This is a genomic window from Agrobacterium fabrum str. C58, from assembly GCF_000092025.1.
Lineage (GTDB): Bacteria > Pseudomonadota > Alphaproteobacteria > Rhizobiales > Rhizobiaceae > Agrobacterium > Agrobacterium fabrum.
The window spans coordinates 86,629-109,722 of record NC_003062.2 but is presented as its reverse complement, the minus strand read 5'-3'; the positions used below and the strand labels follow the sequence as shown (position 1 = coordinate 109,722).

Here is a 23,094-nt window from a genome sequence, read left to right as displayed (position 1 = left end):
GAAGCTCTGGTCGTCAAACAAATATCGATGGCGAAGTACGTAGGTTGGAAGGGTCTCAAAGTCAAGTTTCTTTGAACAGCGCAGCGTCTCAGAGAGGAGGGATAAAAAGACAACCAGATCGCCAAAAACGCAAAAACCCGGCGCGGGAGGAGGTGCGCCGGGTTCTTGAAACTGACTGACAATTGGGAGGAGGAGTATTGTCAGTCCAATCGGGCGACGCTGGGAGGAGGAGTGCGTCGCTTCGATGATTTGAAGATACAGGATACCAGCTTAAAAAACAGACGTTTCATCGCAGCGCAGCATTGCAAAAAATGCATAGCTATTTCAGGGCGACTTGAAGCCTGCCCGCGTAGCGCCTAATAAATACGCATGTCTATCGAATCCGTCAGAGCCTTTTTCATCGAGAAATCACCCGGAGTGACCGTGATTGAAACGGAAGGGAGTTCGGCGACGGTTGCACTGGCCGCTGAAGCGCATGGGGTCGACCCCGACCAGATCGCCAAAACCATCTGCCTGAAGGCTGGCGACACCATTCTTCTCGTCGTCGCCGCCGGCACCAGACGTCTCGACAACCGCAAATTCCGCGATCATTTCGGTGCGAAGCCACGCATGCTCGGAGCGGAAGAGGTAGTTGCGGTGACCAGCCATCCCATCGGTGGCGTGTGTCCTTTCGGCCTTCCTTCGGCCCTACCGGTGTTTTGCGACATATCGTTGAAAAACTATCAAGAGGTGGTTCCAGCGGCTGGCGCCACCAATGCGGCGGTGAAGATTTCGCCTGATGTCATGGTTGAATTGACCGGAGCGGAATGGGTCGACGTCTGTCAATGACGCCGATTTGATCCTGCCAGGACTTAACCCCGCCTTAAATCGCCGCATTTACACTCTTCATCCTGGATTAAGGATCGCGCAGGCATAGAGACGCGAATAGGAGCGACTTAGGCTGGATGGCAGGCAAGGGTAAATCACGCGAACGGGTAGAACCTTCTTTCGGGGATTTTCACGAGTCCGGTGATGACCTGCGTCTTGACGCCAGCGAACGCATCAGCGGAGCCTCAAAACAGCAAGCCAAGAAACCGAGACCGGCATCCGGCCGTACCAAATCCCGGAAGAAAGAAAAGCGTAGCCGCAATTCGGGCCGGGGCGTGACGGGCTTCATCCGCTCCCTCTTCTACTGGTGCATCGTGCTCGGCATCTGGGGCGGTATCGGCGTTGCCGGGCTTGTCCTTTATTATGGTGCGCGCATGCCGAGCGCCAGCAGCTGGTCCATTCCCGAACGGCCGCCGAATGTGAAGATCGTTTCGGTCAATGGCAGCGTGCTTGCCAATCGCGGCACCACCGGCGGCGAGGCGCTCGCGCTGGAAGACATGTCGCCCTATATTCCGCAGGCGGTCATGGCGATCGAAGATCGCCGGTTTTATTCGCATTTCGGGGTCGATCCGCTGGGTCTCGGACGCGCCATCGTGACGAATGTGCTGACGGGACGAGCTGTCCAGGGCGGATCGACGCTGACGCAGCAACTGGCGAAAAACCTGTTTCTCTCGCCCGACCGGACGCTGGAACGCAAGGTGCAGGAAGTGCTTCTGTCCTTCTGGCTGGAGCACGAATTCACCAAGGACCAGATCCTCGCGATGTATCTCAATCGCGTCTATTTCGGCTCCAATGCCTATGGCGTCGAAGCGGCTTCCCGGCGCTACTTCAACAAATCCGCGCGCGACGTCAATCTGGGCGAAGCGGCAATGCTGGCCGGGCTTCTCAAAGCGCCCTCACGCCTTTCGCCGGCGCGCGATCCGCAGGCGGCGGAAGAGCGGGCGCAGGTGGTGCTGCAATCCATGCGCGATGTCGGCTTCATCACCGATGACGAAATCAAGACCGCGATGTCGCAGCCGCCGACAAAGGCGAAGCGGTTCTGGTCGGGTGCCGAACATTACGCCGCCGATATGGTGCTGGAGGAAGTCCGCGGCCTGGTGGGCGAGGTCAAGCAGGACATCGTTGTCGATACAACCATCGACCCCAATCTCGAGCGCGACGCCGAAAAGGCGCTGACCCATGTGCTGCAGGGTGACGGCAAAAAACAGGGTGCCTCGCAGGCGGCGCTGGTTTCGATAGACGGTACGGGCGCGATCCGGGCCGTCGTCGGCGGGGCAGATTATGCGCAAAGCCAGTTCAACCGCGCCGTAAAGGCAAAACGGCAACCGGGTTCCGCCTTCAAGCCCTTCGTTTACGTCGCCGCACTCGAATCGGGGCTTACCCCCTACACGATCCGCAATGACGGGCCGGTGCGCATCGGAAACTGGACACCGGAAAACTACGAAAAGAAGTATCGCGGCGAAGTCACGCTCGCCACCGCGCTTGCCAATTCACTGAACACGATCGCCGCACAACTGGTGATGGAGGTCGGCCCGGAACGGGTGACGCAGGTGGCGCATCGCATGGGCATCGAATCGGAGCTGCAGAACAATGCCTCCATCGCCCTCGGCACCTCTGAGGTGTCGCTGATGGAGCTGACCGCCTCCTATGCTCCCTTCATGAATGGCGGCTACAAGGCGACGCCGCACATCGTCAAGCGTATCACCGATGCCGACGGCAAGGTTCTTTACGAAAACAAATACGATAATCCACCGCGCGTGCTGAGCGAAGAGATTGCCGCGACCATGAACGGCATGTTGTCCCGCGTCATCACCGAAGGCACCGGCAAGGCCGCGCGCCTGCAAGGCTGGCAGGCGGCAGGAAAATCCGGCACGACCCAGTCCTTCCGCGATGCACTTTTTGTCGGCTACACAAGCAACCTCACCACCGGCGTCTGGTTCGGCAATGACGACGGCACCTCCATGAAGAAGGTCACCGGCGGCGGACTGCCGGCACGGGCATGGAAGGATTTCATGACCGCTGCCCATTCCGGGCTCTCGCCTTCGCCGCTTTTCGGCCTCGGCGCAGGTGGCGTACCGCCGCTCGGGGACATGCAGCAGCCGGCACCGGAAGCCGCCCCCTCATCCATCGGCGAGATCATTTCCAATGCGCTGGGTGGCGGAACGACGGACACCCGCGCCTATCCCGATGCGCCGGTTTCACCCAACCAGCCGGGCATGGCCATGCCGCCGGCGAACATACCCTCCCGCGATATCGAACCAGGCTACCAGGCCGGCAACGGGCCCGTGCCACCCGCCGACATAGGCGGCCAGGCCCCCGCACAATCGGGGCCGAAGCAGACGACGCTGCTTGACATTCTGATGGGAAATTGACCCGCGTCTGGTAATGGGCCAGCGGAGATCATCACGAATGGCGAGATGGTAGCAACACACTCGCCCTCCCGAAAAACCCCGCTTTTCCGGAGACTTTGCCCTTCGCATCCGCAGCCATGAGCGGAGGCGGCGCGACGGCGCAACATATGCGTGCGCGCCGATTAACCCTAGATTGCCATTTGCGCAAATACGACTACATTTCGGGTGACTTTTTAGGGTAAATGAATTATTAATCGTTCATATAAATTAATTTTCTTGTTTCAAAATAACTTTTCAGGGTTCCATATTATGCTGGGTACTAAAAGCTCATCGCATGCCGTTTTTTACGGCGCTCCCTATCCTGCCGTCCCGTTTGAAACGGCGGAAATGCAATCTCCCATATCGGATAAAAAACCATCTTCATTGCAGCGCGGTCAGTTTGCGCTCAAAAGAACCATAGACATTGCAGGGGCGTCCATCGCCCTTGTCGCACTTGCCCCTGTATTGGCGACCGTCGCATTGCTGGTAAAGCTCGACAGCAAAGGCCCGGTCCTGTTCTCGCAGGTCCGCTGGGGCATGAATGGAAGAAAAATCCGCGTCTATAAATTTCGCTCGATGCAGGCCGAACTGGGTGATGTCACCGGAGTAGCGCAAACGGTGAAGAACGACCCGCGGATAACCCGTATTGGCGCCATTCTCCGGCGTACGAATATCGACGAACTGCCGCAGCTGATCAATGTCCTGAAGGGCGACATGTCGCTGGTGGGCCCACGCTGCCATGCCGTCGGCATGCTGGCAGCCGGCCGTCTTTATGAGGAGCTGGTTCCGCACTATCACATGCGGCACCGAATGCGGCCCGGCATTACCGGCCTCGCCCAGATGCGGGGACTACGCGGCCCGACGGATCGCAGCGACAAGGCTCGTGCCCGAATCGTCTCCGATCTCTATTATGTCGAGAATTTTTCGGTCTGGCTGGATATCAAGATCATGGTCGGAACGGTGATTTCCGAATTGCGCGGCGGCAAGGGCTTCTGATTTTTCAGGCGCCATTGCCGTATTTTCAATCCGCCCGTCCAAAAACAAAAGCCCGGCAGCGATACCGGGCTTTTATCATGAACCATCATGATCATCAGTTCATCGGTGCGGGAGCCGCATTCGGATCCGGAAGCGGAGCCGGGTTTGCCGAAAGTGAGCGCAGATAAGCGATGAGGTCGGCTCTTTCCGTTTCCTTCTTCACACCCGCAAATCCCATGGCCGTGCCGGGAACGTGTTTCTTGGGGGCTTCGAGGAAGTAGTTGAGATGATCGTAATCCCAATGCACGGAAGCACCCTTGGAGAAATCCTTCATCCCAGCGGAGTAGCTGAAACCTTCGTGGCTGGCGATCGGCCGGTTGACGACATCGAAGAGATTGGGGCCGACCTTGTTTGCACCACCACTCTCTCCGGTATGACAGCTCGTACACTTCTTGAAGACCGCTTCACCCTTGGCGGCATCGGCGCTCGCAAGCAATTTTGCGATCGGCGTCGCGGCTGCAGCGGCTTCTCCGCCACCGGCTTCACCACCGCCGCTTTCTGCCGCAACAATGGTGTAACCTTCCTTTTCGGGCGCAGGCGCATGAAAAATGCCCTCAGACGCAATCGACACCGACATCAGGACGAAAACCGTGCCCAGCAACGCCCCAACGCCCATATTAACATAAGAATTCATCTATATGCGCTCCCTCGCATCCGCTCCATATAACCGGGCATCTTGAAATTACTCGAAAGCTATGGCTTTTGCACAGCCTGCGCAACTTGAATGATGGTCCCCACTCCGTGACGTTTTGACACTTTTCGGGCGGGATTTGAAGGGTGTCGGATGAAGAATCGGGATTTCGAGAAAGCGGTGGTCCTTATACCGGCCCGGATGGCATCCACACGCCTTCCAGGCAAGCCGCTCGCGGATATTGGCGGCAGGCCAATGATCGTGCAGGTGGCGTTGCGCGCACGCGAGGCCGGTGCGGAACGAATCGTTGTCGCAGTCGACGACGAGCAGGTATTTGCAGCCGTTCAAAACGCCGGTTTCGACGTGATGATGACACGCGGCGACCACCAGTCCGGCTCCGACCGCATTTTCGAGGCGCTGCAAAAGGCCGACCCCTATGGCAAGGCGGAATACGTCATCAACGTCCAAGGCGACCTTCCGACCATCGAGGCGGAAACTATCCGTGCCTCGCTACGCCCGATGGAAAATGCTGCCGTCGATATTGCGACGTTAACGGTTGAAATCACCGACGAAGAGGAAAAAACCAATCCGAACGTGGTGAAAGTCGTTGGCAGCCCGCTTTCCGAAACACGATTGCGCGCGCTTTATTTCACCCGCACCACCGCGCCTTATGGTGATGGGCCGCTTTATCACCACATCGGGCTTTACACCTATCGCCGCGCCGCACTTGAAACATTCGTGCGCCTGCCGCCCTCGCCTCTGGAATTGCGTGAGCGGCTGGAACAGCTGCGTGCGTTGGAAGCGGGCATGCGCATCGATGCGGAAATCGTCCGGTCTGTTCCGCTTGGCGTCGACACGCCGCACGATCTCGAAAAAGCCCGCAAGATTCTTGCAGGCAGAACCCTCTAACGGACAGTCCCATGAATTTGATTACAAATCGCATTGCCTTTCAGGGCGAGTTCGGCGCGAATTCCGACATGGCATGCCGTGACATGTTTCCGGATATGGAGCCATTGCCATGCCCGACATTCGAGGATGCCTTCAACGCTATCGAAAATGGCGAAGCCGATCTCGGCATGATCCCGATTGAAAACACGCTGGCCGGCCGAGTCGCGGATATTCATCACCTGCTGCCCGAATCACGCCTGCACATCATCGGCGAATATTTCATGCCGATCCGTTTCCAGCTGATGGTGGTGCCGGGCGTGACGAAAGACGAGATCCGCACCGTCCACAGCCATATCCATGCACTGGGCCAGTGCCGCAAGATCATCCGTTCGAACGGCTGGAAGCCCGTCATCGCCGGCGATACGGCGGGCTCCGCAAGGCTGGTTTCCGAAAAGGGCGACCGCAGCATGGCGGCTCTCGCGCCGCGTCTTGCCGCGGATCTCTACGGTCTCGATATTCTCGCTGAAAATGTCGAGGATTCGGAAAACAACGTTACGCGCTTCGTCGTGCTCTCCCGCGATGAGAACTGGGCCAAGCGTCAGTCGAGCGACGAAATTGTCGTCACGACTTTTGTCTTCAATGTTCGCAACATTCCGGCCGCGCTCTACAAGGCCATGGGCGGTTTTGCCACCAACGGCATCAATATGACGAAGCTCGAAAGCTACCAGCTCGGCGGCAAATTCGTGGCGACGCAGTTTTATGCCGATATTGAAGGCCACCCCGATGACGAACCGGTGCGGCATGCGCTGGACGAGCTGCGCTTCTTCTCGGAAAAAGTCCGCATTCTCGGCGTCTACAACGGCCATGCGATGCGCGGCAAGCTCAACCAGAGCTGAGCCTGCCGCAACCCCTCACTCGGGCCATTCCACCCAGTCGCGCATCAGCCGATGCGCGATGGCGCCGATCGGCGGGGCTGAAAAACCTTCCCCCGCCGGGGCCTCCAGCATCTTGGCTACTTCTTCCCTGGTGAACCACCGGCAATCCTCAAGCTCGATCTCGTCGCGGGCAATATCGGACGAGAGAGCCTCGGCGTAACAGCCGATCATCAGCGTGTGCGGCATCGGCCAGGGCTGGGAGGCGTGATACCGCACCCGGCCGATTTCGACCCCGGATTCCTCATGCGTTTCACGGCGCACTGCCTGCTCTATCGTCTCGCCCGGCTCCACGAAACCGGCAAGGCAGGAATACATGCCCGATGCAAAATGCGCGCCGCGACCAAGCAGGCAGAGATCACGCTCGATATCGATCGTCATCATGATGACAACGGGATCGGTGCGCGGAAAAATGGTGTGACTACAGGAGGCGCAGATGCGCTTGTAGCCGCCAATCCGCTGCTCCATGGTCCCACCGCACCTGCCACAGAAGCGGTTATCGGCATTCCAGTGGGTGAGGCTGACGGCCTGGGCGACCTCGCTCAGCAATTCCTCGTCGAGAAGATGATCTCGATAAAGCGTGCGGGCGTCCGCCAGCTTGTAGTGGCTCGCCAGCTGGTCTTCGGCCACGGCAACCGGCACCGCGATTCTCGGTTCGCCGGTTTCGCGATATCCCAGCAGCACGGCATTGTCGAAATCCGGCTGCAACTCGGCCAGCTCATAGGCGGAAAACAGGGGATCGATGACCTGCTCGTCATGTTTCAGAACAAGCCGGTTGCCCGAAAAGGCAAAAATATGGGTGCCGTCAACCTTCAGAGCCTCGGCAACACATTCCTCGGTTCGCTTTTCAGCGAAACGGTCGAGAGCATTTTTGGAAAAGGCCGTCAGCAGGCTTGCTTCGGGATGGGGGGCAGTGGTTTCAAAAATTTTCATTGACATCATCAGAGCGCGCCGGAGATTTTTTTCATCAAACTTTCCTTCTCGCCCACCGCATAAGGCACCGCCGTTCCGTGCCCCCAGATAGGACCGGGCCAGCAGGTGTCGCCTTCATTGCGGGCGATAATATGGACATGCAGCTGCCGGACGATATTGCCCAAGGCACCGACATTTATCTTGGTGGCTCCGGTGATTTCCTTCAAGGCGGATGCGACGAGATTGGTCTCGAATGTCAGCACGGCCTGATCGAGCGGGGTGAGATCGAACAATTCGCTGACGCCGTCTCTTTGCGGCACCAGCAACAGCCAGGGCCAGCGATTGTCATTCTGCAAGCGAAGCTCGCAAAGACCCAATCGTGTCACCAGGACGCTGTCGCGCGCCAGTCTCTCGTCCAGCCGGAATGTCTCCAAGGTGTCCTCCATGTTTGTTTTCATCGTGATAGCAGTTTTTTGAAGGCTTGGCTTGCATTTGCTGTCGATATTGCCGATATGTGGCCCCGGGAGGTTGGTGGTGGACGAGCCACTCGCCAACCGGGTCAGGTCCGGAAGGAAGCAGCCCTAACGAGCCAGGCACGGGTCGCCGTGCCAGCCTCCCACCTTTTTTAAAAGACGTGCTCAGCTTTCGCCGGGCCAGTTCCGCGCCCCGAGACAACTGGCAAAACAAACTGGCGAGGCAATGAGCGATACCGTACCCCCCAAATCAAGCGAATCCCAGGTCGGGACCGGCTACCGGGTACTGGCGCGCAAATATCGCCCGAAGGATTTCTCCGATCTGATGGTCGGCCAGGAGCCGATGGTTCGAACGCTGACCAACGCGTTTGAGACCGGCCGCATCGCGCAGGCCTATATGCTGACCGGCGTTCGCGGCGTGGGCAAGACGACCACGGCCCGCATTCTCGCCCGCGCACTGAATTACAAGACCGACACCATCGACAAACCGACCATCGACCTTCGTATTCCCGGCGAACATTGCCAGGCGATCATGGAAGGCCGGCATGTCGACGTGATCGAGATGGACGCCGCATCCCATACCGGCATCGACGATATTCGTGAGATCATCGAGCAGGTGCGCTATCGCCCGGTCTCGGCGCGCTACAAGGTCTATATCATCGACGAAGTGCACATGCTGTCGACGCAGGCTTTCAACGGTCTTCTGAAGACCCTGGAAGAGCCGCCGGAGCATGTGAAATTCATCTTCGCGACCACCGAAATCCGCAAGGTGCCGATTACCGTTCTGTCGCGCTGCCAGCGTTTCGACCTGCGCCGCATCAGCGCCGCCGATCTTGTCGGCCTGTTCACCGCCATTGCCGGCAAGGAAGGTTTCGAAGCCGAGCCGCAGGCGCTGTCAATGATCGCCCGCGCAGCCGAGGGTTCCGCCCGTGACGGTCTTTCCCTGCTCGACCAGGCGATTGCCCATGGCGGCGGCCGTGTGGAGGCCGAAGCGGTGCGCGGCATGCTCGGCCTTGCCGACCGTGCGCGCATTGTCGATCTCTTCCAGCATGTCGTCAAAGGCGATGTGGCGGCTGCCCTTTCGGAATTCAACGGACAATATGAGGCTGGCGCAAACCCGGTTGTCGTTTTGAACGACCTCGCCGATTTCACCCATCTCGTCACCCGCATGAAATACGTTCCCGACGCAGCGGAAGACCCCTCGCTTTCCGAAATCGAGCGCACGCGCGGCGCGGAGTTTGCCGAAACCATCGCTGTAACGGCGCTGTCACGCATCTGGCAAATGCTGCTGAAGGGCATTCCGGAAACGGAAAACGCTTCGCGCCCGGCGGGTGCCGCTGAAATGGTGCTGATCCGGCTTTCGCATGCCGCCAATCTGCCGGCACCGGAAGATGCGGCGCGGCGCCTGCTGGAGCTTTCCAGCGCTGACGGCAGTTACACCAATGGCGGACCTTCCGGCGGCGGCAACGGCGGTGGCGCGCGCGCCTATTCGTCGGCGCAGACCGTGGCAGCGGCAAGACCTGCAGAATTTGCCGCCCCGAGGCAGGCCGGTCCGCAGCCCTCCACCATGCTGCGCGCCGTTCCAGACAGCCGGCCGCAGGAGATGCAGGTCGCGGCCCCGAAAACCGAAGAACGGCCGGAGCCGAAGGTTCCCGTCAATTCGCTGCAGGATATTGCCGATCTCTGCCAGAAAAACCGTGATCCTGTCATGCGGGCGAAGGTGCGCAACTTCGTGCGGCTGGTTCGGCTGGAGCCCGGCCGCCTTGATATGCGCCTCGGCGAAGGCGCCCCCGGCTCGCTGCCCGGTGAGCTTGGCGTCAAGCTGAAGGAATGGACCGGTATCCACTGGATCGTCAGCCTCAGCAAGGAACAGGGCGAGCCGACCTTGGTCGAGGCGGAAGGCAATGCCCGCGATGCCCGCCTGGTCGACGCGCGTCAGGATCCTGATGTTGCCGCGATCCTGGCGCAGTTTCCCGGCGCAAAAATCACCGACGTACGTATTCGCGCGGCGATACAGGATGAGGCGGAGGATATCACCCCGCCATCGGTTGCCGAATCGAGCGAAGGCGACATCCTTCCCGGCGACGACATCGAGTTTTAAACAAGAAGAACAGGAGATTGGCACATGCGCGACATCATGGGTATGATGGGCAAGGTCAAGGAAATGCAGTCCAAGATGGAGAAGGTGCAGCAGGAAATTGCCGCCCTCGAAATCGAAGGCCGGGCCGGTGGCGGTCTGGTGACCGTCATTTTGAACGGCAAGGGCGAAATGCGCGGCCTGAAAATCGATCCTTCGCTCTTCAAGGAAGACGAGGTCGAAATCCTCGAGGATCTGATCGTTGCGGCCCACAAGGACGCCAAGGAAAAGGGTGAAGCGCAGGCCCAGGAAAAGATGGCTGACCTGACCGCAGGTCTGCCGCTACCGCCCGGCATGAAGCTGCCTTTCTGAGATATTCCAACTGAAGAGGATGGCGTTGAGCATTCGCCATCCTCATCTCAGGACACGGCCTAAGATTCCAGCATCGCACGAAATCGGCTTGCGAGCGGTGTTTCAAGATAGGCCGTGCGTTCGGCCTCGTTGAGTTGCATGGGACGGAAGCGCTGCAGGATAGTCGGTATCGGCAGTTTCGTTCCCGGATAGGGTTCGAACATCACCTCCTCACCGGCCGCAAGCATTCCACCTTTCAGCACCCGGCAATAAAAACCCGACTGGCCCGCCTGCCGGAAACGCGGGGCAAAATTGGGATCGCCGATGCGGGCCGACAGCGTGGCGCAGGGGATGCGGGCAGCGGTCACCTCCAGCACGACGTCGTTGGCCGTAAACCTGTCGCCCACATGCAGTTTTGCGCTGTCGACACCATCAAGCACGAGATTCTCGCCGAAAAATCCGGGTTCGACCGTGGAGCCCAAGGTGCTGGACCAGAAGTCGAGATCGACTGAGCCCATCACGTAAATCGCCTGATCCGGTCCGCCATGATGTTTGCGATTGCAGACGGCGTCGCTGACAATGCCTTCCGCGTCGACCATGACTGGGCCGTTCACGGCATGTTTGAAGATGCCCGTCTTCGTCGTCTTTCCCGGCAGGCTTTTTGCCTCGCCCCGGCACACCGCCCTGATTTTCATCGACTGCCCTTCAAGCTTCATGATTCCCGTTTCCCGATTTATGCAGTAGAAAGCGCTCATGGCAAAACGAGTCACCGGTCCCGAAATTGAAAAACTGATCCAGCTTCTGGCAAAAGTGCCGGGGCTTGGCCCCCGCTCGGCGCGGCGGGCGGCATTGCATCTCATCAAGAAGAAAGAACAGCTTCTCGGGCCGCTCGGCCATGCCATGGGCGAAGCCTATGACAAGGTGAAGATCTGCTCCTGCTGCGGCAATGTCGATACGATCGATCCCTGCACTGTCTGCGCCGATGACCGGCGTGACCAGTCCGTCATCATCGTGGTGGAAGACGTGTCGGATCTCTGGGCACTGGAGCGGGCGGGCGCGATGAACACAGCCTATCACGTTCTGGGTGGCACACTGTCACCGCTCGATGGCGTCGGACCGGAGGACCTGAACATCAAGGGCCTGATCGACCGCGTGAGTGCTGGCGGCATTCGCGAGCTCATCATCGCCGTCAATGCGACGGTGGAAGGACAGGCGACTGCCCATTACATCACAGACCGCCTCTCCGGCCTCGGCATCAAGATCACGAGGCTCGCCCATGGCGTGCCTGTGGGCGGTGAGCTTGATTATCTCGACGAGGGCACATTGACGGCGGCGCTTCGGGCGCGAACGACGATCTGAAGCCTTCCCTCCCCACCATCCAAGAGGAGACCGAATGCCACACCGATTTGCTACCAAGGCACTGGCCGCCATTCTTTCCGTTTTTTCAGCAACGACAGTTCTTGCACAGTCCGCCCCGAAAGGTGCTGCTGCCGCCAAATATGATGCAGACTTCAATGCCTGGCTGAAAAAGGAAATCTGGCCGGAGGCCCGCAAGGCCGGCATTTCCCAAGAGACGCTGGAGGCCACGCTCAGCGGTCTTTCCATCAGCTGGAACCTGCCCGATCTTGTCATTCCCGGTCAGAAACCGCCGAAGGAACAGAGCCAGAGCCAGGCGGAATTCTCCTCGCCTGGCGCTTATTTCTCCGAAAAGCGGTTACAGGGGCTTGCCGTTACCGGCCGTTCGCTTGCGGCCACGCACGCAGCGACGCTGCGCAGGATCGAGACGAAATATGGTGTTCCCGGCGATATCGTCGTTGCGATCTGGGGCCGCGAATCCGGTTTTGGTCGGGCAAAATTGCCGCATTCGGTGGTCGATGTGCTGGCCACGAAAGCCTATATGTCGACCCGCAAGGAGATGTTCCGCACCGAGCTGATCGATGCGCTGAAGATCGTCGAAAGCGGCGATATAGCGGCTTCACGCATGATGGGCTCCTGGGCCGGCGCGCTTGGCCAGCCGCAATTCATGCCGTCGAGCTATCTCAAATATGCCGTGGATTTCGATGGCGATGGCCACCGCGATATCTGGAATTCGGTGCCGGATGCACTGGCATCCATAGCGAACTATCTTTCCCAGCGCGGCTGGCAGCGCAATCGCGACTGGGGCTTCGAAGTCTCCATCCCCGCCAATGTTTCCTGCGCGCAGGAAGGCCCTGATCTGGCCCGACCGGTGGCCGACTGGGCGAAGATGGGCATTACCCGCATTTCCGGAAAAGCCTTTCCTGTCAATGACCTGACCGCCGACGGCATGATGCTGGTGCCGGCCGGGCGCCATGGGCCGGAATTCGTGGTGACGCCGAATTTCTATGTCATCAAGGAATATAATAATTCTGACCTCTACGCGCTCTTCATTGGCAATCTCGCCGACCGCATCGCCCATGGGGCGGGACCGTTCAAGGGGGAATGGGGCAATGTCGGGTCAATGCTGCGCTCCGACGTGCTGACCATGCAGAAGGCTCTGGTCGCCAAGGGTTACGATGTCGGCAAGGCGGACGGGCTGGCGGGCTTCAAGACGCGCCGCTCACTCGGTGACTGGCAGTCGAAAAACGGCCTTGCACCGACATGTTTTCCCGATGCGACACTGAAGGCGAAGCTGAAATAATCCGTCTCCGGCCCATCGTCTTTTAATGCTGGTCGGTATGGGGCTTGTGAAAGATATCGTCGGTTGGCGGAATGGTCTGCCGTTCGATCATCCGGTGCACCCGCGGCCGCGTCTTGCCGCGGTGAAGCTCCAGTAGCCGGTCCCAGGCTTCCGCATCCGCCTGGGTGCGACGATGGTTGTGGCGGACATATTCCACCCATGTCGGCACGTGGTAACTTTCCGTCCAGATATCGGGGTTTTCGAGATCGCGCATCAGGTTCCAGTTGCGTGCGCCATCGCGCAGACGGATGCGGCGGCGCTCCGCCATCAGCGGCAGGAATTCGCCAAGATCCTCATCATGGATTTCATAATCGATCAGAATGGCGATGGGTCCACTACGCGGCTTGACGTCGAGTCTCAGCGGCGGCTCCACGAAACGATTGAGCGGATCGAGATTGAGCGAAGCGAAGGCGGGCATGGCGAGCTTGAGGCCGACGACAACGCCGAGCAGCATCAGCACGCACGAACAGAGAAGCGAATAGGAAATGCCGTAATCTTCCGCCAACTCGCCCCACAGCCAGCTGCCGACAGCGATGCCGCCGAAGGTGAGCGTCTGATAGAGCGACAGCGCCCGGCCGACCACCCAGCGCGGGGTGGACAGCTGGACGATCGTGTTGAAGAGCGATAGCGCCAGCACCCAGCAGGCACCGGCTATGGCGAGAACCAGCGAGGTGATAATCGAACTGGTGCTGACCGCCGTTACGCCGGAGCTGAAAGCGAAGCCCAGAAAGGCAACACGCACGATCCATTCGCTGGACATGACTTCCCGCAACCGGGCGCTGACGAGCGCACCGCCAATGGCGCCGACGCCGAAGGCACCCAGCATGACGCCGTAGGTCAGCGGGCCGCCCTCGACCAGATCGCGGGCGACAATGGGCATCAGGGCAAGAATGGCACTGGCGGAGAGGCCGAAGAGAAAGCCGCGCACCAGCACCTTGCCGATATTGGGCGACATCGCCACGTAACGCATGCCGGCCGAGATGGCGGCCAGAAGCTGCTCGCGCGGCAGGGTCGACGCATATTTGGGCGGCTGCCAGCGAAACAGCGCATAGATCAGGGTGAAATAGCTCAGCGCATTCACGAAAAAGGCGGCAGCAGCACCGGCGGCGGCAACGATGATACCGCCGATGGCCGGGCCGACGCTGCGGGTGATGTTGAAGCCGACGCTGTTCAGCGTCACGGCGGCGGGCAAATCCTCACGCGGCACCATTTCGCCGACCGAGGCCTGCCAGGAGGGATTGTTGAGCGCCGTTCCGCAGCCGATCATGAAGGTGAAGAACAACAGCAGCCAGGGCGTGAGCCAGCCGGACCAGGCAAAGACGGTGAGCAGCACGGAGGCCGTCAGCATCAGAAGCTGCGCCGAAATCATAATGCGGCGACGGTCGAAACTGTCGGCCAGCGCGCCTGAAATCAGCGAGAACATCATGATCGGCAAAGAGGTGGAAGCCTGCACCAGCGCGATCATGTTTTCCGAACTCGAAAGCGAGGTCATCATCCACGCGGCACCCACCGCCTGGATCAATCCGCCGAAATTCGAGGCAAGGCTCGCGATCCAGATTCGTCTGTAAGTCAAATGCCTTAAAGGCGCGAGTGGCGATTTACGGTCAGGCACGCTCTGTCCACTTGATGCAACTGCGATTTGTCAAACGGCAACTATAGACAGTGCCGACGATCATGCCAGCCTTTCCGACACGGTAAGGGAGAAAATGTGGCAGAGGCGGCACCCAAAGCGGAAGAGCCCGGTAAAACCTTGCAATCCTGCCCCGATGGGTCTATATGACCCCTGAAATTCTTGATCGCTTGATGAAGAGTGGGGCCGCAAGGCTCCGCTCTTTTTCGTTAGGCGAACCGGAAACCACGGGCTAAGTGCCCGGTGAAAATCTAAAGACCGGAAGGCCAGATGGCAGACACCGCACAAGAACCGCGACTGATAACCGAAACGGGCATTGACCAGCGCATTGCCGAGATCATCGAGCCTGTTCTGACGGGCATGGGATATCTCCTGGTGCGCGTGCGGCTCTCCAACCAGAACGGCATGACGCTGCAGGTGATGGCCGAGCGGGAAGACGGAACGATGAACGTTCAGGACTGTGAGGCCATCTCCATGGCGATTTCACCGGTTCTTGATGTGGAAGATCCGGTCGAGAAAGCGTATCATCTCGAAGTTTCCTCGCCCGGCATCGACCGGCCGATGGTTCGTAAAACGGATTTCACCCGCTGGCAGGGCCATCTGGTGAAGGTCGAGACCTCCATTCTGGTCGAAAACCGCAAGCGGTTTCGCGGCAAGATCGTTGAGGTCGATGCGGATAGTTTCAAGCTGGAACGCGATCAGATTGCCTATGGCGAAGAGCCGACGGTCGTCGTTCCGTTCAATGCGCTTTCCGATGCGAAGCTCATTCTGACGGACGACCTTATTCGTGATGCGCTGCGGGCAGACAAGGCGGCAAAGGCCGCCGCCGCAAACCAGAACGACGAAAACGAAGCAGACGAAGACTAATTCCAACGTAACGCCCGGAAAACGGGCGATCCCCGCAATTATGCGACTTACGGAGATAAAAAAATGGCAGTGAGTGCTAACCGGCTTGAGCTTCTGCAGATCGCCGATGCTGTGGCGCGCGAAAAGGTCATCGACCGCGAAATCGTGCTTGCCGCAATGGCCGACGCTATCCAGAAAGCCGCCCGCTCGCGCTATGGTTCGGAAACCAACATCCGCGCCGACATCAACTCCAAGACCGGCGAAATCCGCCTGCAGCGTCTTCTGGAAGTGGTGGAAGCAGCCGAAGACTATTCGACCCAGATTCCGCTCGAACTTGCCCGCGACCGCAACCCCGACGCCAAGCTCGGCGACTTCATCGCCGATCCGCTGCCGCCGATGGATTTCGGCCGTATCGCTGCCCAGTCCGCCAAGCAGGTCATCGTGCAGAAGGTACGTGAAGCCGAGCGCGATCGTCAGTATGACGAGTTCAAGGACCGCATCGGCGAAATCGTCAACGGCACCGTGAAGCGCGTCGAATATGGCAATGTCATCGTCGATCTCGGCCGTGGCGAAGGCATCATCCGTCGCGACGAGATGATCCCGCGCGAAAACATGCGTTATGGCGACCGCGTTCGCGCCTATGTCTACGACGTTCGCCGCGAACAGCGTGGCCCGCAGATTTTCCTGTCGCGTACCCATCCGCAGTTCATGGTGAAGCTGTTCACCATGGAAGTCCCGGAAATCTACGACGGCATCATCCAGATCAAGTCGGTTGCCCGTGACCCCGGTTCGCGCGCCAAAATCGCCGTCATCTCGAACGATAGCTCGATCGATCCGGTCGGCGCCTGCGTCGGTATGCGCGGTTCGCGCGTTCAGGCCGTTGTCGGCGAACTCCAGGGCGAGAAGATCGACATCATTCCGTGGAGCCAGGAACCGGCTTCCTTCATCGTCAACGCCCTGCAGCCGGCGGAAGTCGCCAAAGTCGTTCTGGATGAAGAATCCGAGCGTATCGAAGTGGTTGTTCCCGACGAGCAGCTGTCGCTCGCCATCGGCCGCCGCGGTCAGAACGTGCGTCTGGCATCGCAGCTGACCGGCTGGGATATCGACATCATGACCGAGCAGGAAGAATCCGAGCGTCGCCAGAAGGAATTCAACGAGCGCACGGCACTCTTCATGGAAGCGCTGGATGTCGACGAAATGGTCGGCCAGGTTCTGGCTTCGGAAGGGTTCGCGCAGGTTGAAGAACTGGCCTATGTCGATCTCGACGAAATTACCTCGATCGATGGCTTCGACGAAGACACTGCTGATGAAATCCAGACCCGCGCCCGCGAATATCTGGAACGGCTGGAAGCCGAAATGGACGCCAAGCGCAAGGAACTCGGCGTTACCGACGAGCTGCGCCAGATCGATGGCCTGACCTCGCAGATGATGGTCGCGCTCGGTGAAGACGGCATCAAGACCATCGAGGACTTTGCCGGCTGCGCAGCGGACGATCTGGTCGGCTGGAGCGAACGCAAGGACGGCGAGACGAAGAAGTTCGAAGGCATCTTCTCCAAGCTCGATGTTTCGCGCGTCGAAGCCGAGAACATGGTGGTGCAGGCCCGTCTTCTGGCAGGCTGGATCACCGCTGAAGAGCTTGCTTCCGAACAGGAAGTCGAGGCGGAAGCTGCCGAGGAGGCGGATACCGCCGAACAGGAATGACATCGCAGGCGCATGAGCCGGACGATCTGCCCGAGACTGACGATGACGGGCGGATCAAGGGCGACGTCAATGGACGTATGTGCATTGTGACACGGCAGAGCGGATCGCCAGATGAGTTGATCCGCTTCGTCGCAGGCCCGGACGGCAACGTCGTTCCGGATCTGAAACGCCAATTGCCGGGGCGCGGTTGCTGGGTGACACCCGAGCGCGCCCTGATCGAAAAGGCCATCGCGAAGAAGCTCTTCGCGCGGGCTCTCAAACGCGACGTCAAGGCCGGGCCGGAGCTTCTCGCTCTTCTCGACCGGCTGATGGCGCAGCAGCTTGCAGGCATGATGAACATGGCGCGCAAGGCGGGTCAGTTCATCAGCGGCGCAACGAAGGTCGATGCAGCCGTCCGGTCCGGGAACGCGATCGCCGTGTTCCACGCGACCGATGCTGCGGCCGACGGTGTGAGAAAACTGGACCAGGCCCGCAAGGCCTGGGCGCTCGGCAGCGATGCCGGCAATGAAATTCCGTCCTTCCGGCTCTCCAGCGAAGCCGAAATGGACGAGTTGATGGGCCAGAATGCTTTTATCCATGCCTGCGCGCTTGCAGGGCAGGCGGGTGAGGGTGTAGTGAAGCGCGCAACGATGCTTGAGCAGTACCGCCTTGGCGGTCGATCTCAGGCGGAACGCGACGCTGCCCGGACAGAACAATGACGCGGTTAACCGACATCAACGGTCGCCGCGTTCCGATGCAGCAATTGAACGACGAGACCTGATGGACGTCATCCGGTTCTCGTCCGAAGGAACGGGAACGGAATGACCGACAACAACGACGACAAGACACTCAATGCGCCGGCCAAGAAGACTCTTACCCTGAAACCGGGCGGGATGAATCAGGGCACCGTGCGGCAGGATATGGGTCGAGGTCGCACCAACGCGGTTGTCGTGGAAACACGCAAGCGCCGCCCCCATCGACCTGAAGACGAGAAGCCGGTTCAGCCTGTTGTGGCAGCACCGAAGCCTGCCGCCCCTGCCCCGGTGGCGGCGCGTCCGCAGGCTCCCCAGCCGCGTATTCACCAGCCAGGCGGCCAGCAGCAGCGTCCGGGTTCCTCCCAGTCGCAGCAACGCTCCGGCTCGTCCGCGCCCCAGCAGCGCCAGGCCGACCGTCCGCGTGGCAATGTTCTGCATGATCTTTCGGCAGGCGAAATGGAAGCCCGTCGCCGCGCGCTGATGGAAGCGCAGGCTCGCGACGTGGTTGAAGCCAAGCAGCGCGCCGAAGATGAAGCCCGCCGCAAGGTCGAGGAAGAACAGCGTATCGCCGCCGAAAAAATGGAAGCAGCAAACCGCGCCGCCGAAGAGGCTGCGGCCGCCAAGGTGGCTGCAAGCCAGCCTGCCGCTGAAGTAAGAGCCGAGCCTGCCAGCGAAAGGCCGGCTGCGGCCGCCGCGCCGGCGCCTCGCACTGACGCCCGCCCGCAGTCTGCGGCCGCCGCTCCCCGTTCCGCTCCCGCCACACCCGACGCTGCCGCTCCGCGCGGACGCCGTACCGGTGGTGACGATGAGGACGATCGTGGTGCCGTGCGTCGCGGCAGCAGCCTTCCGGCCCGCGGCAAGGTCGTGGCTCCGGCTCCGGCCAAGCCCGCTGCTCGTCTCAAGACGGAAGAAGAACGCCGTCGTGGCAAGCTGACCGTCACATCCAATCTGGAGGAAGACGGCACGCCGCGCGGCCGCTCCATGGCATCCATGCGCCGCCGGCAGGAGAAATTCCGCCGCAGCCAGATGCAGGAAACCCGCGAAAAGGTTTTGCGCGAGGTCATCCTGCCGGAAACCATCACCATTCAGGAATTGTCGCAGCGTATGTCCGAACGGGCCGTTGACGTCATCAAGTTCCTGATGAAGGAAGGCCAGATGTTGAAGCCGGGCGACGTGATCGACGCCGATCTGGCCGAACTGATCGCGGTCGAATTCGGCCACACCGTCAAGCGCGTGTCTGAATCCGACGTCGAAGAAGGCATCTTCAACCAGACGGACGATGAAGGCGAGATGGTTTCCCGTCCGCCGGTCGTCACCATCATGGGTCACGTCGACCACGGCAAGACGTCGCTGCTCGACGCCATCCGTCAGGCAAATGTGGTTTCCGGTGAAGCCGGTGGCATCACCCAGCATATCGGCGCCTATCAGGTCGAGAAGAACGGTCACAAGATCACCTTCATCGACACGCCCGGCCACGCCGCCTTTACGGCCATGCGTGCCCGTGGTGCGCAGGCAACCGACATTGCCGTTCTGGTTGTTGCCGCAGACGACAGCGTGATGCCGCAGACGATCGAGTCCATCAATCACGCCAAGGCAGCCGGTGTTCCGATCGTCGTTGCGATCAACAAGATCGACAAGCACGAGGCAAACCCGGACAAGGTTCGCCAGCAGCTGCTGCAGCACGAAGTGTTCGTGGAATCGATGGGTGGTGAAGTTCTTGACGTCGAAGTATCGGCCAAGAACAAGCTCAATCTCGACAAGCTGCTCGAGGCGATCCTGCTTCAGGCCGAAATCCTCGATCTGAAGGCAGATCCGAGCCGCACGGCGGAAGGCACGGTCATCGAGGCCGAACTGGACCGTGGACGTGGCGCCGTCGCCACCGTTCTCGTGCAGAAGGGTACACTGAAGCCCGGCCAGATCATCGTCGCCGGCGACCAGTGGGGCCGTGTGCGCGCGCTCGTCAACGACAAGGGCGACCACGTCAAGGAAGCCGGTCCGGCCATGCCGGTCGAAATTCTCGGCCTTTCCGGCACGCCCTCGGCCGGTGACCGTTTTGCGGTCGTCGAAAACGAAAGCCGCGCCCGCGAGATTTCCGAGTACCGCCAGCGTCTGGCCCGCGACAAGGCTGTCGCTCGTCAGACCGGCCAGCGCGGCTCGCTCGAACAGATGATGAGCCAGTTGCAGACTTCAGGATTGAAGGAATTCCCGCTGGTCATCAAGGCGGACGTGCAGGGTTCGGTCGAAGCCATTATCGCTTCGCTCGACAAGCTCGGCACAGACGAAGTCCGCGCTCGTGTCGTTCACTCTGGTGCTGGTGCCATCACGGAATCGGATATCTCGCTTGCCGAGGCATCGAACGCCGCGATCATCGGCTTCAACGTTCGCGCCAACGCACAGGCACGTACGGCGTCCGAACGCGCCGGTATCGAAATCCGCTACTACAACATCATCTACGATCTGGTGGATGACGTGAAGGCGGCGATGTCGGGTCTGCTTTCGCCGGAACGTCGCGAGACCTTCCTCGGCAATGCCGAAATTCTCGAGGTGTTCAACATCACCAAGGTCGGCAAGGTCGCGGGTTGCCGCGTTGTCGAGGGCAAGGTGGAACGTGGTGCGGGTGTGCGTCTGGTGCGCGACAACGTCGTCATCCACGAAGGCAAGCTCAAGACCCTCAAGCGCTTCAAGGACGAAGTCAACGAAGTGCCGGTCGGTCAGGAGTGCGGTATGGCCTTCGAAAACTACGAAGACATCCGCGCCGGCGACACCATCGAGTGCTTCCGCGTCGAACACATCACGAGAACGCTCTAAGCGTTCTCGCCGCAAAACAGGAATTTACTGTCGGGCGCCGGCTTACCGGCGCTCGCTCCGTTTGAGGCATTACCCATGGCAAAAGCTACATCATCGGCCCCTTCGCAACGCATGCTGCGTGTTGGCGAACAGGTGCGCGCCGCCCTGACACAAATTCTCCAGCGCGGCGAAGTTCGCGACGATCTGATCGAAGGCACCGTCATTTCCATCTCGGAAGTGCGCATGTCGCCCGATCTCAAGATCGCAACCGCTTACGTGACGCCGCTTGGCGTTGCCGATCACACCGACATCATCAGCGCGCTGAACCGCCACGCAAAATTCATGCGCGGCCGCCTCGGCCCGCAGCTTCGGCAGATGAAATACATGCCGGAACTGCGCTTCCGCGACGATACGAGTTTCGACAATTACCAGAAGATCGACGCGCTCCTGCGCTCGCCCGAAGTTCAGCGCGATCTCGGTCCTTCAAACGAAAAAGACGACGAACAGAACTGAAGCATGTCCAAACCACGTAAACAGCAACACCGCAAACCCAAAGGCCGTCCGATTTCGGGCTGGCTCATCCTCGACAAGCCGCTCGATTTCGGCTCCACAGAGGCCGTTTCCAAGATCAAATGGCTGTTCAACGCCCAGAAGGCGGGCCACGCCGGTACGCTTGATCCGCTCGCTTCCGGCATGCTGCCGATCGCGCTCGGTGACGCCACCAAGACCGTGCCCTACGTCATGGACGGCCGGAAGATCTACGAATTTACCGTGACCTGGGGCGAACAGCGCGCGACGGACGATCTCGAGGGTGAGGTGGTCGAATCCTCTGACCAGCGCCCGGAAGAGCAGGCGATCCGCGATATTCTGCCCAATTATACCGGCGTGATCATGCAGACCCCGCCGCAGTTTTCCGCCATCAAAATCGCTGGCGAGCGCGCCTATGATCTGGCGCGTGATGGTGAGACGGTGGAAATTCCTGCACGCGAAGTAGAAATCCATCGCCTGACGCTGCTGGCCTGCCCGGACGCCGATACCGCGCATTTCGAAGTGGAATGTGGCAAGGGCACCTACGTGCGGGCGCTGGCCCGCGACATGGGCCGCGATCTCGGGTGTTTCGGCCATATCTCGGAACTGCGCCGCACCATGGTCGCCCCCTTCGGCGAAGACATGATGGTGCCCCTTGAAACCTTGACGGCGCTGGAAGCGATAGAAGATCGTGACGAACGGCTGGAAGCACTGGATGCCTTCCTGATCGATACGGCCGAGGCGTTGTCCTCACTTCCCCGCCTCATCATCAACGATGATCAGGCGCACAGGCTGAAGATGGGCAACCCCATCCTGCTGCGTGGGCGCGATGCGCCAGCCAATCACCCGGAAGCCTATGCCACCGCGCAAGGCAAACTGGTCGCCATCGGCGAGATCGGCGAAGGCGAGTTCAGGCCGAAGCGGGTTTTTGGCTAACCATACGGCGCGGAGGCGCTGTCAATCGCCTCTTTCAATTGCACCCGGAATAGTTTATAGGCAGCGCCAGCTTGGGCTTTGCCTATGCTGCTGAATGGCCAGAGCTGGACGACATCCCGGCTCTAGGCGTCCCCGTTTTTCCTTAAAACAAGAAAGGATCGTACGATGTCGATTACTGCAGAGCGCAAAGCCGCCCTCATCACGGAATATGCCACCAAGGCAGGCGACACCGGTTCTCCGGAAGTTCAGGTCGCAATCCTGACCGAGCGGATCAACAACCTGACCGGTCACTTCAAGGACCACAAGAAGGACAACCACTCCCGTCGTGGCCTTCTGACGCTCGTTTCGAGCCGCCGTTCGCTTCTCGACTATCTGAAGAAGAAGGACGAAGCCCGTTACACCAAGCTGATCGGTGCTCTCGGCATTCGCCGCTAAAATCTTATCCGGCGGGTTTCACAACGATACCCGCCGGTTTTTATATCGGGCCTTTTGAAGGCCACATGAATTTCCGGGCGTCTGCCGCAAATGTGGCCCCGGACCGATAAGGTAGACCCGGATGGGCCGGTGTCGCCTTTTCAACCGCAGACCTGTCATGGGGCAGGATTGCAGGATGCTTGATCTTGAAAGCCTCCCGCTGTCTTGCCCGTGATTGCGTCATTCGTTGCCCCTTTTTGGTGG

21 protein-coding genes and 1 other RNA gene are annotated in these 23,094 nt (G+C 59.9%); 17 read left to right on the top strand and 5 right to left on the bottom strand.

Annotation, left to right across the window (positions count from 1 at the left end; genetic code table 11):
• The first annotated feature begins 369 nt into the window (after nucleotides 1-369).
• The 3 genes from ATU_RS00505 to ATU_RS00495 all read left to right on the top strand — a co-directional run bounded on the left by ATU_RS00505 (nucleotide 370) and on the right by ATU_RS00495 (nucleotide 4,253).
• Nucleotides 370-828 carry a YbaK/EbsC family protein gene (locus ATU_RS00505; protein ID WP_010970656.1) on the top strand — a complete coding sequence of 153 codons (459 nt, stop codon included), beginning with the start codon at nucleotides 370-372 and terminating at the stop codon, nucleotides 826-828.
• Between the two features lie 116 nt (nucleotides 829-944).
• A complete protein-coding gene (locus ATU_RS00500; protein WP_010970655.1) occupies nucleotides 945-3,239 on the top strand; it encodes a transglycosylase domain-containing protein in 2,295 nt (764 codons plus the stop codon).
• 288 nt (nucleotides 3,240-3,527) lie between these two features.
• Nucleotides 3,528-4,253, top strand: a complete 726-nt coding sequence (locus ATU_RS00495) for a sugar transferase (protein WP_006309927.1) — start codon at nucleotides 3,528-3,530, stop codon at nucleotides 4,251-4,253.
• Nucleotides 4,254-4,347: 94 nt separating this feature from the next.
• Here the strand turns inward: ATU_RS00495 and ATU_RS00490 are convergent, their stop codons facing one another.
• Nucleotides 4,348-4,926, bottom strand: coding sequence for a c-type cytochrome (locus ATU_RS00490; protein WP_006309926.1), 579 nt, complete (start codon nucleotides 4,924-4,926; stop codon nucleotides 4,348-4,350).
• Nucleotides 4,927-5,076: 150 nt separating this feature from the next.
• On the opposite strand from ATU_RS00490, the gene ATU_RS00485 reads away from it, so the two are divergent.
• The gene (locus ATU_RS00485) at nucleotides 5,077-5,832 is read left to right on the top strand and encodes a 3-deoxy-manno-octulosonate cytidylyltransferase (RefSeq protein WP_010970654.1); all 756 of its coding nucleotides are present in this window, start codon (nucleotides 5,077-5,079) and stop codon (nucleotides 5,830-5,832) included.
• An 11-nt stretch (nucleotides 5,833-5,843) separates the two neighbouring features.
• Nucleotides 5,844-6,707: a prephenate dehydratase gene (locus tag ATU_RS00480; RefSeq protein WP_010970653.1), complete on the top strand. Its 864-nt coding sequence runs from the start codon at nucleotides 5,844-5,846 to the stop codon at nucleotides 6,705-6,707.
• A gap of 15 nt (nucleotides 6,708-6,722) precedes the next feature.
• Here the strand turns inward: ATU_RS00480 and nudC are convergent, their stop codons facing one another.
• Nucleotides 6,723-7,682: an NAD(+) diphosphatase gene (gene nudC, locus ATU_RS00475; RefSeq protein ID WP_035256649.1), complete on the bottom strand. Its 960-nt coding sequence runs from the start codon at nucleotides 7,680-7,682 to the stop codon at nucleotides 6,723-6,725.
• Nucleotides 7,683-7,684: 2 nt separating this feature from the next.
• Nucleotides 7,685-8,113, bottom strand: a complete 429-nt coding sequence (locus tag ATU_RS00470; protein WP_035256036.1) for an HIT domain-containing protein — start codon at nucleotides 8,111-8,113, stop codon at nucleotides 7,685-7,687.
• A 65-nt stretch (nucleotides 8,114-8,178) separates the two neighbouring features.
• On the opposite strand from ATU_RS00470, the gene ffs reads away from it, so the two are divergent.
• The 3 genes from ffs to ATU_RS00455 all read left to right on the top strand — a co-directional run bounded on the left by ffs (nucleotide 8,179) and on the right by ATU_RS00455 (nucleotide 10,577).
• Nucleotides 8,179-8,275: signal recognition particle sRNA small type (gene ffs, locus ATU_RS00465), an RNA gene on the top strand.
• A gap of 79 nt (nucleotides 8,276-8,354) precedes the next feature.
• Complete coding sequence (locus tag ATU_RS00460; protein ID WP_010970650.1) at nucleotides 8,355-10,229, top strand: DNA polymerase III subunit gamma/tau; 1,875 nt, start codon at nucleotides 8,355-8,357, stop codon at nucleotides 10,227-10,229.
• A gap of 24 nt (nucleotides 10,230-10,253) precedes the next feature.
• Nucleotides 10,254-10,577 (top strand): YbaB/EbfC family nucleoid-associated protein, encoded by a 324-nt coding sequence (locus ATU_RS00455; protein ID WP_006309920.1) that lies wholly within the window; start codon nucleotides 10,254-10,256, stop codon nucleotides 10,575-10,577.
• 59 nt (nucleotides 10,578-10,636) lie between these two features.
• Here the strand turns inward: ATU_RS00455 and ATU_RS00450 are convergent, their stop codons facing one another.
• Complete coding sequence (locus tag ATU_RS00450; RefSeq protein ID WP_006309919.1) at nucleotides 10,637-11,272, bottom strand: MOSC domain-containing protein; 636 nt, start codon at nucleotides 11,270-11,272, stop codon at nucleotides 10,637-10,639.
• A gap of 37 nt (nucleotides 11,273-11,309) precedes the next feature.
• Between ATU_RS00450 and recR the strand changes: the two genes are divergently transcribed.
• Nucleotides 11,310-11,915: a recombination mediator RecR gene (recR, locus tag ATU_RS00445; RefSeq protein ID WP_006309918.1), complete on the top strand. Its 606-nt coding sequence runs from the start codon at nucleotides 11,310-11,312 to the stop codon at nucleotides 11,913-11,915.
• A 34-nt stretch (nucleotides 11,916-11,949) separates the two neighbouring features.
• Nucleotides 11,950-13,215 (top strand): lytic murein transglycosylase, encoded by a 1,266-nt coding sequence (locus ATU_RS00440; protein ID WP_010970648.1) that lies wholly within the window; start codon nucleotides 11,950-11,952, stop codon nucleotides 13,213-13,215.
• A gap of 22 nt (nucleotides 13,216-13,237) precedes the next feature.
• Here the strand turns inward: ATU_RS00440 and ATU_RS00435 are convergent, their stop codons facing one another.
• Nucleotides 13,238-14,866, bottom strand: coding sequence for an MFS transporter (locus tag ATU_RS00435; protein ID WP_035214521.1), 1,629 nt, complete (start codon nucleotides 14,864-14,866; stop codon nucleotides 13,238-13,240).
• Between the two features lie 288 nt (nucleotides 14,867-15,154).
• Between ATU_RS00435 and rimP the strand changes: the two genes are divergently transcribed.
• From rimP to rpsO, 7 genes are all read left to right on the top strand, one after another.
• Nucleotides 15,155-15,751, top strand: coding sequence for a ribosome maturation factor RimP (gene rimP / locus ATU_RS00430; RefSeq protein WP_010970647.1), 597 nt, complete (start codon nucleotides 15,155-15,157; stop codon nucleotides 15,749-15,751).
• A gap of 63 nt (nucleotides 15,752-15,814) precedes the next feature.
• Nucleotides 15,815-17,431: a transcription termination factor NusA gene (gene nusA / locus ATU_RS00425; protein ID WP_006309913.1), complete on the top strand. Its 1,617-nt coding sequence runs from the start codon at nucleotides 15,815-15,817 to the stop codon at nucleotides 17,429-17,431.
• Nucleotides 17,428-18,129 (top strand): RNA-binding protein, encoded by a 702-nt coding sequence (locus ATU_RS00420; protein WP_010970646.1) that lies wholly within the window; start codon nucleotides 17,428-17,430, stop codon nucleotides 18,127-18,129. The genes nusA and ATU_RS00420 overlap by 4 nt, the downstream gene beginning before the upstream one ends.
• Before the next feature lie 102 nt (nucleotides 18,130-18,231).
• Nucleotides 18,232-20,973 carry a translation initiation factor IF-2 gene (gene infB, locus ATU_RS00415; RefSeq protein WP_010970645.1) on the top strand — a complete coding sequence of 914 codons (2,742 nt, stop codon included), beginning with the start codon at nucleotides 18,232-18,234 and terminating at the stop codon, nucleotides 20,971-20,973.
• 75 nt (nucleotides 20,974-21,048) lie between these two features.
• The gene (rbfA, locus tag ATU_RS00410) at nucleotides 21,049-21,465 is read left to right on the top strand and encodes a 30S ribosome-binding factor RbfA (protein WP_006309910.1); all 417 of its coding nucleotides are present in this window, start codon (nucleotides 21,049-21,051) and stop codon (nucleotides 21,463-21,465) included.
• 3 nt (nucleotides 21,466-21,468) lie between these two features.
• Nucleotides 21,469-22,416, top strand: coding sequence for a tRNA pseudouridine(55) synthase TruB (gene truB / locus ATU_RS00405; protein ID WP_006309909.1), 948 nt, complete (start codon nucleotides 21,469-21,471; stop codon nucleotides 22,414-22,416).
• 165 nt (nucleotides 22,417-22,581) lie between these two features.
• Nucleotides 22,582-22,851, top strand: coding sequence for a 30S ribosomal protein S15 (rpsO, locus tag ATU_RS00400; RefSeq protein WP_006309908.1), 270 nt, complete (start codon nucleotides 22,582-22,584; stop codon nucleotides 22,849-22,851).
• The last annotated feature ends 243 nt before the right edge of the window (nucleotides 22,852-23,094 follow it).